13 protein-coding genes and 2 pseudogenes are annotated in these 14,094 nt (G+C 69.5%); 2 read left to right on the forward strand and 13 right to left on the reverse strand.

The window, feature by feature from the left end; translation table 11 throughout:
- From ABZ873_RS22745 to ABZ873_RS22760, 4 genes and pseudogenes are all read right to left on the reverse strand, one after another.
- Positions 1–88 (reverse strand): annotated as a pseudogene (locus ABZ873_RS22745) (cyclase); the annotation flags it as partial.
- Positions 89–309: 221 nt separating this feature from the next.
- A complete protein-coding gene (locus ABZ873_RS22750; protein WP_360875035.1) occupies positions 310–1,134 on the reverse strand; it encodes an SDR family oxidoreductase in 825 nt (274 codons plus the stop codon).
- A gap of 140 nt (positions 1,135–1,274) precedes the next feature.
- Positions 1,275–2,459 carry a zinc-dependent alcohol dehydrogenase gene (locus ABZ873_RS22755; RefSeq protein ID WP_360875038.1) on the reverse strand — a complete coding sequence of 395 codons (1,185 nt, stop codon included), beginning with the start codon at positions 2,457–2,459 and terminating at the stop codon, positions 1,275–1,277.
- 183 nt (positions 2,460–2,642) lie between these two features.
- On the reverse strand, positions 2,643–2,768 hold the full coding sequence (locus tag ABZ873_RS22760; protein WP_360875041.1) for a hypothetical protein: 126 nt from the start codon (positions 2,766–2,768) through the stop codon (positions 2,643–2,645).
- 93 nt (positions 2,769–2,861) lie between these two features.
- Between ABZ873_RS22760 and ABZ873_RS22765 the strand changes: the two are divergent.
- Positions 2,862–3,806: pseudogene (locus ABZ873_RS22765) on the forward strand (zinc-binding dehydrogenase); the annotation flags it as partial.
- Between the two features lie 438 nt (positions 3,807–4,244).
- Here ABZ873_RS22765 and ABZ873_RS22770 read toward each other — a convergent pair.
- The 3 genes from ABZ873_RS22770 to ABZ873_RS22780 all read right to left on the reverse strand — a co-directional run bounded on the left by ABZ873_RS22770 (position 4,245) and on the right by ABZ873_RS22780 (position 5,962).
- Complete coding sequence (locus ABZ873_RS22770) at positions 4,245–4,631, reverse strand: hypothetical protein (RefSeq protein WP_360875044.1); 387 nt, start codon at positions 4,629–4,631, stop codon at positions 4,245–4,247.
- Between the two features lie 184 nt (positions 4,632–4,815).
- Positions 4,816–5,031, reverse strand: a complete 216-nt coding sequence (locus ABZ873_RS22775; RefSeq protein WP_360875047.1) for a hypothetical protein — start codon at positions 5,029–5,031, stop codon at positions 4,816–4,818.
- A 134-nt stretch (positions 5,032–5,165) separates the two neighbouring features.
- Positions 5,166–5,962, reverse strand: a protein-coding gene (locus ABZ873_RS22780; protein WP_360875140.1) for an IS5 family transposase whose coding sequence is annotated in 2 segments (ribosomal slippage) — positions 5,166–5,624 and positions 5,627–5,962 — 795 coding nt in all. Because the reading frame shifts where the segments join, the coding sequence is not laid out codon by codon here.
- Between the two features lie 104 nt (positions 5,963–6,066).
- Here ABZ873_RS22780 and ABZ873_RS22785 point away from each other — a divergent pair.
- Positions 6,067–6,681 carry a hypothetical protein gene (locus ABZ873_RS22785; protein WP_360875049.1) on the forward strand — a complete coding sequence of 205 codons (615 nt, stop codon included), beginning with the start codon at positions 6,067–6,069 and terminating at the stop codon, positions 6,679–6,681.
- A 1,046-nt stretch (positions 6,682–7,727) separates the two neighbouring features.
- On the opposite strand, the gene fxlM is transcribed toward ABZ873_RS22785, so the two are convergent.
- The 6 genes from fxlM to ABZ873_RS22815 all read right to left on the reverse strand — a co-directional run bounded on the left by fxlM (position 7,728) and on the right by ABZ873_RS22815 (position 13,617).
- Positions 7,728–10,085, reverse strand: a complete 2,358-nt coding sequence (fxlM, locus tag ABZ873_RS22790; RefSeq protein ID WP_360875052.1) for a methyltransferase, FxLD system — start codon at positions 10,083–10,085, stop codon at positions 7,728–7,730.
- 70 nt (positions 10,086–10,155) lie between these two features.
- Positions 10,156–10,644, reverse strand: coding sequence for a GntR family transcriptional regulator (locus ABZ873_RS22795; protein WP_360875055.1), 489 nt, complete (start codon positions 10,642–10,644; stop codon positions 10,156–10,158).
- Positions 10,641–11,108, reverse strand: a complete 468-nt coding sequence (locus ABZ873_RS22800) for a hypothetical protein (RefSeq protein ID WP_360875058.1) — start codon at positions 11,106–11,108, stop codon at positions 10,641–10,643. Before ABZ873_RS22800 ends, ABZ873_RS22795 begins: the two co-directional genes overlap by 4 nt.
- Before the next feature lie 177 nt (positions 11,109–11,285).
- Complete coding sequence (locus ABZ873_RS22805; protein WP_360875061.1) at positions 11,286–11,609, reverse strand: hypothetical protein; 324 nt, start codon at positions 11,607–11,609, stop codon at positions 11,286–11,288.
- A complete protein-coding gene (locus tag ABZ873_RS22810) occupies positions 11,606–12,181 on the reverse strand; it encodes a hypothetical protein (protein WP_360875064.1) in 576 nt (191 codons plus the stop codon). Before ABZ873_RS22810 ends, ABZ873_RS22805 begins: the two co-directional genes overlap by 4 nt.
- Entirely contained in the window at positions 12,178–13,617 is a 1,440-nt protein-coding gene (locus ABZ873_RS22815) for an SAM-dependent methyltransferase (protein WP_360875067.1), read from the reverse strand. Before ABZ873_RS22815 ends, ABZ873_RS22810 begins: the two co-directional genes overlap by 4 nt.
- Between the last annotated feature and the right edge of the window lie 477 nt (positions 13,618–14,094).

Below are 14,094 nucleotides of genomic sequence, written 5' to 3' on the forward strand. Positions count from 1 at the left end.
AGTGCGGGAACGACTCGAACTGCGTCCACTGGTTGTAGACCGTGCGCACCGGAACGTCGACCTCGACGGACTCTTCGACCTGCGACATGCTGGCATCCTTCCTCTGCGCCGGCGAGGCCGTGTGCCCGGCCGTGCGGGGAATCCCTTCCCCTGCCCGCCCCTGTGCCCGCGATCTTCCGCCCGATGCCCCCGAACAGACGCAGCGGGCCCATGCCGCCCGCCTTCCCGCCACTGGAGGGCTGAAAAGGGTTCGGCACTGCCGCTCACCACGCCGGGTGACGGGCTGCGGCGAGGGCGAGGGCATCGCGGTCAGGGGCGCCGCCAGGCGTCGCTCTCCAGGTGGGAGCCGGCCATCGGGCCCATGCGCAGCATGCCGCCGTCGACGGCCCAGGAGGCGCCGGTGACGTACGAGGAGTCGCGCCCCGCGAGGAACGCCACCACTGCGGCGACCTCACGGGCGTCACCGGGCCGGCCCAGCGGCACGCCCGGCCTCGGCGTTCTGCGGACGTCGTTGTCCTCCTGGCCTGTCATCGGGGTGCCGATCTCCCCAGGGGCCACCGAGTTCACCGTGATCCCGTGCTCGGCGAGTTCGAGGGCCATCACCTGGGTCAGCAGTCCCAGGCCCCCCTTGGCCGCGCAGTACGGAGCCGCCCCGACGCGCGGCTGGTGCTCGTGCACGGAGGTTATGTTGACGATACGGCCCCCCTCACCCTGCGCAATCATCCGCCGGGCGGCGCGCTGGGAGCAGAGGAAGGGGCCGACGAGGTCGACGTCCAAGACCTCGCGGACGGTGGCCAGGCCGAGGTCCAGGAAGGGGGTGGCGGTACCGGTCCCCGCATTGTTGACCAGGACGTCGATCCGGCCAAGGTCCTCGGCGATGCGGTCGATTACGTCCGCCGCGCGCGGCAGGTCGGTCAGATCGAGGCGGGCCACGTGAGCCCGCCTGCCGTGGGCGCGTACCTCCTCGGCGGTCTGCCGGGCCCCCGCCTCGTCGGTGTGCCAGGTGATCCCGATGTCCATCCCGTCGGCGGCCAGCCGTACGGCGACCGCCCTGCCGATACCGGAATCCGCGCCGGTGACGACGGCGCCGGGAGTCGGGGCGGGGGTGGGGCTGGCTGCATCCGGATGTGGCATGGTCGCACCGCCTTTCTGGCGGGGCCGCTGCCGCGGCCCGCTTGCAGGCCGCTACCCATCCGGGCACCGGTCATGTCCAGCCCCGGTCTGCCGGGCCGCGCGGCTCCGGGGGAGGAGCCGCGCGGCCCGGCAGACGTGGGTCAGGGGGTGAAGAGGACCTTGACGGCGCCGTCCTGCTTCTTCTGGAACATCGCGTAGGCGTCGGGCGCCTGGTCCAGGGGAAGACGGTGCGTGGCGAAGTCGTCGACGCCCAGGGGGTCGCCGTCGCTCAGAAGAGGAAGGATGTCGTCGACCCAGCGCCAGACGTTCGCCTGCCCCATGCGGAGCTGCAATTGCTTGTCGAACATCGTCAGCAGGGGCAGCGGATCGGCCGCGCCGCCGTAGACACCGGAAACCGATACGGTGCCGCCGCGACGGACAAGGTCGATGGCGGTGGTCAGTGCCGCGAGGCGGTCGATCCCGGCGCGCTTCATCATCGCTCCGGCCAGGGCATCCGGCAGCATGGTGGTCAGGCCCTGGGCCGCGGCGGCAGCCCGGCTGCCGTGCGCTTCCATGCCCACCGCATCGATGACCGCGTCCGGGCCCCGGCCGTGGGTGAGATCCCGGACGGCGTCGACCAGCCCCTCGCCGCACGTGCTGAGGTCCAAGGTGTGGAAGCCGCGTCCGCGGGCTCGCTCCAGCCGCTCAGGAACCATGTCGATGCCGATGACTGTGCCGACCCCGCGGTGGGCGGCGATCCGGCAGCTCATGTCTCCGATCGGGCCCAGGCCGAGAACGGCAACGCTGCCGCCCCGGGGAATGGACGCGTACTCCACTGCCTGCCAGGCCGTCGGAAGAACGTCGGACAGGTAGACGAAACGCTCGTCGGACGGGCCCTCCGGGACCCGGATCGGCAGCGAATTCCCGAAGGGAACGCGCAGGTACTCGGCCTGGCCGCCTGGAATCTGGCCGTAGAGCTTCGTGTAGCCGAAGAGGGAGGCACCGGTGCCGTGCTCGTGGACCTGCGTGGTCTCGCACTGTGACTGCAGCCCCTGTTTGCACATGAAGCACGTGTTGCAGGAGACATTGAACGGGATCACCACCCGGTCACCCGGCTTGAGTGCGGTGACCTCCGGGCCCACCTCCGCGACGATGCCCATGGGCTCGTGGCCGAGGATGTCTCCCGGGTCGAGGAACGCCCCCAGAACCTCGTACAGGTGCAGATCGGAGCCGCACAGGCCGGTGGTCGTGATCTTGACGATGACGTCATCGGGGTCACGAATCACGGGATCGGGCACGGTGTCCACGCGTACATCCCGCTTGCCGTGCCAGGTCAGAGCCTTCATGACGCCTCCTTGCGTACGGTGCATCTGCACTTTTCCGACTTGCCCCCGTTGCTCACCCTGCGCGTGCCCCCGACTCGACCGGCGAATCGGGGGGCCCGAGATCCGGTAACGAGGGACGGGAGGCGTGGCGAGACCCTGCTCAGTCGCGGGTGGCGGTCGGCACCTGCGAGCAGAGGGACCGGGCTACCTCCACGTCGAGGGCCCGGTGCTGGAGGTGAGCATGGCGGCTGTGGCCGTGGCCGCCCCCAGCTCGCAGGCGCTGACGGGGTCCTCGCCGACGGCCAGCCGCGTGGTGAGGGCGGCGACCATGCTGTCTTCCCCCCCGCGTCGCTCATGGTCTCATCGGGCAGTGGCGGCGCGTGGAGCTCGGTGTGGCCGTCAGGAACACGCTCTCCGGGAGCGCTCAAGGGCGACGTCCCCGCGGTCGCTCCGGGCCGCGTACTCGGTCACGAAGCCCGTCGGCACCGTCGTGGAAACCGGGGCGACGTCCGCACCGTACGCGCTGGCGACCGCGACCTGATCTCCTGCGTCTTAGCCTGCGGCCGCTGCCACTTCTGCCGCGGGGCCCGCTACGGCGAGTGCCGCGGAGGCGGCGGCTGGGTCCTGGGCCACACCATCGACGGGACCCAGGCCGAGTCTGTCCGCGTCCTCTTCGCGGACCTCTCCGTCCACCCCCTGCTCACTGCGCTGCCCAGCGACGAGGCGTCCTGCTCGCCGACATCTTCCCCACCTCGTACGAGGTCGGCGCCCTCAACGGCCATGTCGGCCCCCGGCGGCACCGTCGTCGTGGTCGGCGCCGGCCCCATCGGGCTGGCGGCCGTCGCAGCCGCCTCGCTCTACAGTCCGTACCGGACCATCGCCGGCGATCTGGCCGCCTCCCGGCTCGCCGCCGCACGCGAACTCGGTGCGGACGCCACCGCCGGCGCGCAGGAGGAGCCCGAGAAGCTGGTCGAGGACCTGACCGACGGGCTCGACGCGGACGTCGTCATCGAGGCGGTCGGGGTGCCCGAGGCGTTCGAGATGTGCACCCGTATGGTGCTCCCCGGCGGCCGGGTCGCCAACATCGGCGTCCACGGCAAGCCCGCCGTCCTCCACCTGGAAGACCTGTGGATCAAGGACGTCACCCTCAACACCGGCCTCGTCGACACCTACGCCACTCCGATGCTCCTGCGCATGAGGGCCGCCGGCCGACTGCCCGGAGCCGCCATGGCCACCGACCGCTTCGAGCTGGACCAGATGGAAGAGGCGTACGACGTCTTCTCCCGCGTGGGCGAGACCGGAGCACTCAAGGTCATCCTCGGAGGTCCGCAGCACAACACAGTCGCCGTACCGCCCCGGGAACAGTGATCGCCATGAACAGCATCCCCGGTACCCCCTGCCCGCCGACCAGGACGGCCGGACGCTCCGACCTGGGCCACCACCTGGCGGCCCGCCGCGAAGCCCGGTGGCTCGGTGGCCGGCGGCGGAAGCCGCTTCGATGTCCTTGTCCCTGAACAACTCTGTGTCCTTGATCTCTTCGCTGTCGAACGGACAAGAACATCAACCCAGGAGAATGAAACCGCGTATACGCTGTGCACCCGTCCGGGGGCACCTGGGCAGGAGAGGGGGATGGGGCGCGGCCCAGACACCTTGACCATCCGAAGTCGCGTCTCGATTCACCAAACCTGCAAGACCTGCAAGCCTCCCATTCCGCCACAACCTCTCTGTGTCGTCACCGGTGAACGCTGGCGCCCTGCGCCTACGGGGAGAAATTCCGCTCGTTGAAATTCTGCCAAAAGCTCGGTCTCAGCCTTCTTCGACGTCTGCCTCTGAGGTATCGGTCCCTTGGTGGTGATTGGTGACCTGAATGTTGTGCTTGCCGAGAAAAAAGGTGGTGGGGCTTGTACGTCCTTCAAGGTTCAAAAGTTCGCTAGGTAGTCCAAGGTTGCCGCATTGGTTCGCCGGCCCGCTCGCTGGCAGCGCTACAGCTAGGCCACCGAGGAGGCCGCCACCTTCGCTGTATGAGCTGTTCGCTCCTTCGCCACGGGCGCCCTTGTTGGTGCAATTGTTGTCATGAGCAGCGTTGCCAGCTCCGATGACGCTTGTCGCGGATGCCTGCCCGGCGCACCTGAGCATCCCGGCCGCTGCCACACCAAGTGCCATCGCGACAACGCGTGCTTTGTTCTGATTCATACAGAGCAAACGATCGACTTCACGCGACGGTGTGGCACTCATGATGACCCGCCGCGTCAGCCGAGGCGCCAGCAGCCTCTACCGCCTCCCCGTCACGCCGCCCGACCTCCACGGGCCCCCTGACCACGATCACTCAATGTCACGGCAGGCAAGGGCCGTCACTGGCTGGGCTTGAAAGCAGGATCTACGGGGTGGGAACTGCGTTGTTGTTGTTATCGCCGAAGGTTCCATACTGCTTAATGATCAAATCCGCACCACCGCAGTGGTTCAGTGCGTTAACCACCGGGAGCTGAGCTAACATTCCTTCGGTCGTGCCGCTGCCGTTGGAGGTCAGCCCCTCGGGCTGGGTAAGGGTTTTATGATTGGCGCAGGAGTTGTCGTGGGAAGGCGACGCGATCACGATGATCCCTCCAGCCACTGCCGGGCCCGTCGTCGCCAGCCCGATCGACAGGGCGGCAGAGGTCAGGGGGCAACCGTCGTCGTCCGAGTAATGGTCATGCCCGGTAAACGACTACCTGGCGCTAAGACGACGTCTCAGTTGGTGAGGCGGCGGTGACAGATGAGGGTCGCGGCTATGCCGACGAACCCAAGGAAGTGTTCGGCCTTGCGTTCGTAGTGGCGGTGAAGCCGGCGGCACCCAGCAAGCCAGGACACAGTGCGCTCGACTACCCACCGGTGGCGGCCGAGCCGTTGCGAGGACTCGATGCCCTTGCGAGCGATGCGGTGGCGGATGCCGCGTTTGCGGAGCCATCGGCGCAAGTGGACGTAGTCGTATCCCTTGTCCGCGTGCAGTTTCGCAGGCCGTCGTCGGCGGGGTCCACGGCGAGATCGGATCGGTAGAATCCCGCGCACGAGCGGCTCCAGGCCGAGGCTGTCGTGCATGTTGGCGCCCGAGACGCCCAGTGAGAGAGGCAGTCCATTCCGGTCGGTGATCAGGTGGATCTTCGATCCGAGTTTGCCGCGGTCGGTCGGATTCGGTCCCGTCAGCGGCCCCCTTTTACTGCCCTCAGGCTCACTGAGTCGATCGCACACCTCGACCAGTCCAGTTCCCCGGTGGCCTGCAGTTCGTCGAGGATGATGCGGTGGAGCTTGGCCCAAACCCGGGCTTCGGTCCAGTGCGTGAAGCGGCGGTGGGCGGTCTGCCAGGACGCGCCGAACATGGGTGGGAGCTGCCGCCATCTGCAGCCGGACGTGGCAACGCAAAGGATCGCGGCCAAGACTCCACGGTCGTCAGCCCTGCGACGTCCGCCGCCTTGTGGACGCACCGGCGCTACGGGCATCACCCGGAGGAAGAGCTCCCACAAACTGTCTGGAACCAGCTGTCGCACCATCTCCATGCCGGGACAACGAGAACCCCGGCCAACCGTCGACACGAGAGGTACTCGATGCTGGCACCAGCCATTCCCGGCCACCATCATCAAGGGACACGACCGCCATGACCGACTATCTGCAGGCCGTCTTCGCCATGCTCGGCCCAGCGGAGAACCGCTACAACGATCCTGCTGCCTGGCTGCACCTGGAGCAGGAGATCGACAGAGGACTTCCCGCCGACTACAAGGCGATCGTCGATGCGTACGCTCCTGTCCGGCTGCACGGGCGCCTCTACCTTTCGTCCCACCCGGCCTGTGCCTGGCGGAACCTGGGCCAGGAGATCCAGTCGGATGCGGAAGTCTGGTCCGAGTGGCGGTCATGGGAGTCCGACGATCTGGAACCAGACGCCGATCCAAGGGTGATCTGCAACCGTTCCCAGATCACCTTCGGTTCTTCCGACGGCCTCATCCCTCTTGCCAGCACGGACCAGGGAGCCTCTGTCTTCCTCGCTCCAGAGGTCCACGGGCATTCCGACGGAATCGTGGTCCAAGGCTCGGAGGGCGACTGGGTCGGCCACGCCATGGACTTCGCCGAGTGGCTGTACCGCTACCTGACCGGCGAAGAGATGGCCGGCTGGGGCAGCGCGGCCCTGAGCCCCGGACCCGTCCTGTTGGAGTACCTCCCCACGGGACCTGATGAGCGGACCCGTGAGGCGTACGGTCCGGCCCGAGACATGTGAGTTCCGAGCCAAACGAGACGACGTCTAAGTCAGGGCGATGCCGCCGGCGGCTCCGGCGGATCCGTGCTTGCCATCGTTGGTGTCACGAGCCTTCTCCACCGGCGCCGCCGTTTCCGCCCTGCCGGCCTCGGCCGGGCAGGCGGTCCGCTCCACCCGCGTACCACCTCCGCCCCCGTCGCTGCCACCGATGCCGTAGCCGAATTCGCTTCCCCGGAGACCGTCTGTGCCTCTGGCGCCGTTCAGCAGGAGAGCGTTCCCGCCTGCGCATCTGCTGCTCGCGGCGAAGCCCGGGTTGCCAGCGCCGCCTTCCGGGCCGCCGCCTCCGGCGGACCTGCGGCCGCACTGGCCTCCCGCGCCTCAGTCCGCGCTCACTCGCAGGACTCCGTCGACGTCGACGGTCGAGGGATCTCCGCCGATCCTGCGGTCGCCGTTCGCCTGGAACAGTTCGCCCCGGCCGCCGGCTCGGACGGTGAGCCGAAGGGTTCGTCCGGCGGTGACGTCGAGGTCGCAGACCACCACGGCGCCGCCGCTGCCCCGGCCCCGCCACCGGCACCCGTGGACTTGGCAAGCGATCCTCCACCTCCTCGGCCACTGTCCACGGTCGCCACCGAGATCCGGGTTACCCCGGCCGGCAACGGAAAAGTCGAACGTGCCGGGGACGCTGTACACCGCGGTGACCGGTCCCGCCAACGTGAAGCCGGTGGCACGCGCGGGAGAGGCGACCGCCTCCGGGGTCACCAGGAGCGTGAGCAATGCAGCCGTGCCGGCGACCAGGGCCGTGGTTCGACGTGCTCACCTGGTTGCGTCCTTGCTCAGGTGGGACAGGCCGCAGTACAGGTTCCCCCGGGGCACGGCGTTCAGGACACTCCGTTCCAGCCGATCACCCGATCGTGTAAACACTTCTCGGACGAGGCGACGGCAGGCGGGTGCCTGCAGCCACTGGCATCTCTCGGCACCGGGTCCGGAACGTGGCGCAACCGTCGCTGGGGGACCACGCCAAACGGCCGCCGGGAGTGTGGCGGCCCTCATACATCTCCTTTTCAGGCTTATTCTCCCTGCCCAACACCTGTGTCGTTGAGGGCGTTACGCGCCGGCCAGGAGACCACGATCCGCGCATTCGGCTTCTCGACCACGTAGCCGCTGGGCAGGGCGCTGTCAGGGGTTCCGGCGGGCGTGACGGTCAAGGTGGGGGTAGCCCGTCCGCGCAGCTTCTGGTCCCACGCCTGGATGGCTTCGCTCAGGGATTCGGCAGTGGCCTTAGCGTGCGGGCCGAACGCCTTCACCCCGAACTCCATCAGGGGATGCGCCGAGTTGGCATCGCCGGCGCGGCGGTTGAGCACCACGCACGCCAGGGAACCGTCCGCGACCACGGCCATCGAGTCCGAGTGCTTCATCAGCTTGACGGGGCCGGGCTGTTCCCGGTCGCTGGTCAGCCGGCAGAACCCGGGCACCGCCGCCGCGAGCCACAGCTGCAGATGCTCGAAGGACTCGTACTCCCCAACGGTCACCCCAGTGTGGAGCGTAACGCCCTCCGTGGCCAGTACCCCGCGGAGTCCGTCCAATGGGACCGGTGCTGTGTCCTCCCACCGGATCCCGTAGCCGTCGTCCCCGATCGGGGCGGGGGTGCCGTTCCATCGGCCAGTGCCCTGCATAGGGACGAAACCGCACGAACTGATCGCCGTGGAGACCAGCGCCGAGTCTTCCTTGCGCAAGCCGACGGCCCAGGTGAACCCGCCGATGCGCAGGGGCAGCACCAGGCGCCCGCCTTCCGCAAGCTGACCGCTCCACCGCCAGGCCACGTCATGCGAGGCGGCGGTGACGATGATGGCGTCGAAGCCGCTCTGCGGGATGAGATCCCCTGGGGCTCCGTTCGCACCGTCGCCCAGGACGGCCCGCACCCGGTCGGTGTATCCGGTCTCGGCCAGGAACCGCTCCGTGCGGGCATGGACGTAGGGATCGATCTCCACGCACACCACCGACCCGTGGGGCCCTACAAGCTCGGCGATCAGGCACGCGTTGTACCCGCCACCCCCGATCTCCAGCACGGTGTCGCCCGGCCGGAGCCCGGCGCGGCTCAGCATGACCGCCTGCATCTCGGGCTGGGACACCGAACTCATTGACCGCCCGGTGTCCTCGTCGAACACGGTGGCCACCGCCTCGTTGGCGTACGCCCGGCCGAGCGGCTGCTCGGGCAGGAAAGCGTGCCGGGGCACGGTCGTGAAAGCCCGTCGCAGCTCGGCCGTGTCGGTCCACCCGGCTTCCGTGAGGTCCCGTACCAGCTGCTCGCGGAGTCGGACCGCCGCTGCCGGCTCGGTGAACTTCAGCGCGACGTTGCTGGCGGGCCTGGGCGTGTGGTGCGCGGGCGGAACGTCGGGCAGCAGGCCCGGCCACACCACGTTCAGCGCCTGGGCGCTGGCCGTGAACAGCGGCTGCGGCAGAGCGCGCAGCCCGGACGGCGTGTGCCACTCCCATCGGGCGACGAGCTCCGGCTCCAGGACGGCCGGATCGCCCGCGTAGTCGGTGAGGCGGGCGATCTCGGTCATCCGGGTGAATCCGTGCGTGGAGTCGCACAGCGTCCCCAGCAGGAGCACGGACTCCGGGCGGGCGTGCAAGCCTGTCTCCTCCGCGAGTTCGCGCACCGCGGTCGTCTCGAACGCCTCACCCGGCTCCACCTTGCCGGCGGGGACTTCCCACACGGCACGGGCGGGGTTCCAGCCGAGGAGCACCTGTCCGCGGTCGTTGGTGACGACGACCGAGACACCTGCCATGGCGGCCGGCTTCGGGGTCCGCTTCTCGCTGTAGGCGACGGGGCAGGTCTTGGGCCCGCGCAGCAGCAGGACGGTGGAGTCGCCGGCCTCAACGCGCTCGGTGTGCTGCCAGCCGTCGGCCAGGAGGTCGATCTCGGTGTCATCCAGGCAGATCCCGTGCAGCTCTTCGGGATGCCGGTCGGCGTGCGGAGTGATCACGCAGAGGGTGCCGTTCTCGTCGAGCAGCCCGGCGAGTTCGGCGACGGTACGGGTGCGGTCCGGCAGGTGGGCCAGGACGCGGCGCATGGTGATGACGCGGAAGCCGCCGGCCGGGGCGAGGGAAGAGAGATCTCCGCCGGTGATGTCGACCTGGTGACAGCGAACCCCGTCGGTCGAGGCGGCGGCGGTCTTTTCGACGGCCGACCCGGCCCAGTCCACGGCGTCGACCCGGTACCCAGCCTTGGCGAGGAAGCGGGCCAGCTCACCGGTCCCGCAACCCACATCCAGGGCACGGACCTCCTGGGCGTCGCCGGGCGGAGGAGGGGCCAGCCTCAGCTGCTCGGCGAGGACGGTCTTCTCGGTGTCGCTCAGCGGGCGGAAGTCACGGTCGGCCTCGTAGTGCGCATGCCAGTCCTGTGCGGTGTGGGTGCTACTCATTCGGTACGTGCTCCCTCTAGGGCAGGTCGCTCCGGAACGGTGTCCGAAAGGCCGGGGTGTCCGGTCTGGTTCATGAGCCGGCCTCCGCGAGTGCCGCCGGGACGTAGTGGGCCGGACCGTGGGCACCTTGTTCGTCGAAGCGGACGGTTCCCTCGGCCGCGAGGAACCGCAGGGCGCGTTGTACGTGGTGCGGGAGAAGGCCGAACTCCTCGCCCAGCAGTCCGGTGGGCAGGGCTTGCCCCGGAAGGTAGTGCCCGGCGTGGATCCGGTCGCGGACGGCACCGTGAAGGGCACGGTCGCGGGGATGCGGCTCCCGCGGGCGCAGCCGGGTGGGCAGGCTGCCGGTGTGCAGGACGATCTCGCCCAGACTGTCCAGACGCAGCATCCCCTGGTGCACATGCCTCTCCGGCAGTTCCAAGGCACGAGCCAGCTGCTTCGTGCTCGGAAGGGAGGCTCCAGGCGGGTACATGGTGGTGACGTGCTGGTGGACGATGACGCATGCGCGGTCAAGGGCCCGCGTGGTCTCGGGCCGCAGCACTGCGGAGCGGCGGGCGGTCATGCGGAGGCCGCCGGGTACGTGGCGGACACGGGCCCCGTGTACCAGCGCCCGGCCCGCGCCCCGGGTTCGCGAGCGTACGCGGACACCCGCGGTGCCTCGGGCGCCGGGATCGTGCCCGGCGGAGCCTCGTCCAGGAGTTCGTCCGCGACCTCTCCCGTCATCCAGGCCAACCGTCGCAGGAGCCCGATGTCCAGGGTGTCGAGGCGCAACCGCTCGCGGACCTCGCGCAAAAGGATGCGGGCCCGGAGCCGTGTCTCCTCGGAGAGCCGAGCTTGAGCGTGGCGGGAGGCCCGGTCCGTCAGCGAGCCGAGGGCAACCGTCAGGCTGGCGGTCAGCGGACGGACATCGCATGCGCCGACGGTGTCGTCCAGGACGCGGTTGAGGTTCTCCCAGAGGGTGCTCTCCTCGCCGGTGAGGTCCTGGTGGCGGGAGATCGCAAGGGCGCGAAGGAGGCGCCAGGCCACCTGTTCCGCCTCGGGCGGCGAGTGAGGTGCCTCGGAGGCAAGGGCCGTTCCCGGCAACGAGAGCGGTGCGGTTAAGCCGGTCTGTGGTGTGGGAATCGGAAACGACAGACCCACGGAAGCTCCTTGGACGGGGGGGATGGATGTCGGGTGGCAGCGCCGGCGGGGCATTCGTGGGCATCAGGGGCGGCGCGCGGCGAACGGCTGGGCCGCGTATGGGCGCACGATTTCGTGCCGGGCCGTGACCACTCGCGGGGGGTGGCCGCGGAGGATCACGCGCTTCTGAGAGCCGTCGAAGCCGGGGGAGAACATGTTGGTGATCTCGTACGCCGTGCCATCGAGGACCAGCCAGTCGCCGACCCTGAGCTCCCGAGGGGATGCCTCCCAGGCATCACCCGGCGGGGCGTTGCGCACCGTGCGGGTGAACCAGGGGCCGGCCGGGTCCGGCTCGTAGTCCTCGGCCCCGGCCCACACGTGGTCATCGTCGAAGTCGGGCTGTGTCATGAGTGCTCGATCCTGGTGAGTGCCTGCGGGCGAGCGCTGCCGTCGGGAGGATTTCTGGCGATCAGCAGGTCGAGATGCGGTTTGAGCTCGGGCGCGAGCTGGAGGAAGTGATGGCCGCCTTCGCGGCGGCCCTCACGCCAGCCCCATGTGCCCGTGATGTGTGCCGCGAGTCGGCGGTCCGAGACGCTGCAGCGCAGCCACACCGGGGGGCACGCACGGCGGGCGAAGTGGTCGGCGAGCCAGAGCGAGACCAGACGGCCGGAGTTCCGGTGGGCCGGGTCGGTGTAGAGGAGCAGCAGGGTTACGCTGGCCTCCTGTCCGTCGGCGGCGCTCCAGCCGGGATCCGGGGAGGTGGGGTCCAGCTCCCACATCGCCACGAGTTCATCGTCCTCGAACATTCCGTGCAGGCCCGCGTGGTCCCCCGTGCGCAGCGGCAGGATCAGCGCGTAGTCCTTCTCGTGGTCGGCCGGACGCCCGCGGGCGGCCTCGCGCGACCACCGCGCCGCCAGCAGGCAGCTCGCTTGCGGAAAATCGTCGGGACTCAGTGCTCGCACGCGGTAGGGCGCTGTCACCGTGCCCCCTCCAGTACTGCGTCACCTACGGACGCTTCACCCAGCGGGGTCTCCTGGATGCTTCGGCCCGCCGGCGGACGCGGGGCGCGAGCGACGAAGGCGTACGAGTCGTACAGCGGCGCTCGACCGCCGACAGTGTGGAGATCTCCCGGATGGACAGCGGTGATTCCGGGGGCGTCCACGTCCCAGCCCTCCGCCAGCGCGAGCACCTGCTTCAGGCTCCGCGGCCGGTAGAGGATGCCCGCCCTCCGGTAGAGCCCGACGAGGACGGGGGTGGACTCCGGGTGGCTGTCGGCGGCCGCGTGGACAACGGACAGGACGCCGTCGGCGGGCAACCAGCTCCGCAGGGTCTCAAGCAAATCTCGGGCCTCTCGATCGCTGAGCCAGGGCAGGACCTCATGCAGCAGCACGGCGATCGGGCGTGCCCGGTCCAGGCACGCGATGGCCGGCTGGGCGAGCAGGTGGGCAGGCCGGGTGATGTCGGCGTGCAGGTCCAGCTCCCGGGGGGTTTCCGCGAGCCGGATCCGGACGTGCGCCTGGACCACCGGGTCGTGGTCGACGTAGACGACGGTGGACATCGGCCGGTGGCGGCGGGCAGCGTCGTGCGTGTTGCGTCCGTGGCGCTGCGGCAGCCCACATCCGAGGTCAAGGAACTGGGTGATTCCGTGTGCCGCGAGACGTCCGACGGTCTCCTGGCCGTGGGCGCGGGCCGCCGCGGCAGCCCGGTCCAGCCAGGGCGCTGTCGCGAGCAGGCGGCGGCCCAGAGCACGGTCGGCCGAGTAGTTGTCCGTGCCACCGGTGATGAAGTCGCACACCCGTGCCACTGACGGCGTGGACAGGTCGAGCTTCGGCAACTCGGGCTCGCACGGCGGTGCCGGCGGAGGCACCGTGGGGGCGCGCGTCGCCGTGTCGGCCGACGGCGCGTGGCCGGGGAGGAACGGCTCCGCGGCCTCGGTCTCGCCCGGCACGGTGGTGTCGCGATCCGTCAGGAGGTAGGCGCTGACAATCTTGCCCATCCCGTCGGGTCCGGGGGACGCGCCCCAGTAGGCGGACAACCTCGTGACGATGGCCAGTCCGCGGCCGCTCTCGGCCAGCGCGCCGGCGGGGGTGACCTTCGGAACCGGGGGCGCGGGTTCGGAGTCCGCGACCTGAGTGATCAATGCTTCGCCGGGGACCAGAGTGAGGGCGACCATGCACTGGCCCGCTACCGGGTCCGGAGTGCCGTGCCTGACGGCGTTGCTGACCAACTCGCTGCAGACCAGCGTGGCTGAGCCTTCCAGGCCGGAACAACCCCACCGGGCGAGTTGGTCGGCGACGAAGTTCCGTGCCGTCCGCACGGATTCGGGACGACTGGGCAGCATCATCCAGGCCGAGAGGGCGGTGGGGGATGCCAGTGCTTCGAGCAGGTCGCGGCGCGTGACCTGGTGGGGGTTCATCGCTTCACCTCGTTCCTCTTCCGCAGTTGCTCCTGCCGGAGCGTCCTGGTGGGTGCGGAGGATGACTGAACTGCGTTCAGGAAGGTGGCCCTTGGGGCTACCGTTACGCTCAGCGAACCGCGTTTCACCCGGCGTGGGTATCCCGTGAGCCGCCCGGTGCCGCGTAACGCGCGTAAAGATCGATTCGTGGACGGGGGTGTCCGGTGCCGCGTGAGCGCAACACCTTGCTGGAAGGTCTGCTGCAGCAACTGGGCTGGTCGCAGGCCACTACCGCACGGCATCTGCAGCGTGTGGCGGCCGAGGTCGGGGTCGAGGAACTCAGGGCCGTGTCGGCCTCGCACGTCAACCAGTGGGTCCGCGGGTCGCATCCGGCGCCACCGGCGACCCGTATCTTGTGCGAGACGCTGTCGCGAGGACTGAACAGCCGGGGGATCCACCGGGTCGTATCGGCTGCCGACATCGGGCTCAACGATCCCG

Origin of the sequence: Streptomyces sp. NPDC047014 (genome assembly GCF_040644195.1) — a bacterium.
Classification (GTDB): domain Bacteria; phylum Actinomycetota; class Actinomycetes; order Streptomycetales; family Streptomycetaceae; genus Streptomyces.

What these genes read in the sequence shown, in the direction of transcription:
- ABZ873_RS22750 (WP_360875035.1), bottom strand. Translation starts at nt 1,134, where the DNA reads ATGCCACATCCGGATGCAGCCAGCCCCACCCCCGCCCCGACTCCCGGC.
- ABZ873_RS22755 (WP_360875038.1), bottom strand. Translation starts at nt 2,459, where the DNA reads ATGAAGGCTCTGACCTGGCACGGCAAGCGGGATGTACGCGTGGACACC.
- ABZ873_RS22760 (WP_360875041.1), bottom strand. Translation starts at nt 2,768, where the DNA reads ATGGTCGCCGCCCTCACCACGCGGCTGGCCGTCGGCGAGGACCCCGTC.
- ABZ873_RS22770 (WP_360875044.1), bottom strand. Translation starts at nt 4,631, where the DNA reads ATGAATCAGAACAAAGCACGCGTTGTCGCGATGGCACTTGGTGTGGCA.
- ABZ873_RS22785 (WP_360875049.1), top strand. Translation starts at nt 6,067, where the DNA reads ATGACCGACTATCTGCAGGCCGTCTTCGCCATGCTCGGCCCAGCGGAG.
- fxlM (WP_360875052.1), bottom strand. Translation starts at nt 10,085, where the DNA reads ATGAGTAGCACCCACACCGCACAGGACTGGCATGCGCACTACGAGGCC.
- ABZ873_RS22795 (WP_360875055.1), bottom strand. Translation starts at nt 10,644, where the DNA reads ATGACCGCCCGCCGCTCCGCAGTGCTGCGGCCCGAGACCACGCGGGCC.
- ABZ873_RS22805 (WP_360875061.1), bottom strand. Translation starts at nt 11,609, where the DNA reads ATGACACAGCCCGACTTCGACGATGACCACGTGTGGGCCGGGGCCGAG.
- ABZ873_RS22815 (WP_360875067.1), bottom strand. Translation starts at nt 13,617, where the DNA reads ATGAACCCCCACCAGGTCACGCGCCGCGACCTGCTCGAAGCACTGGCA.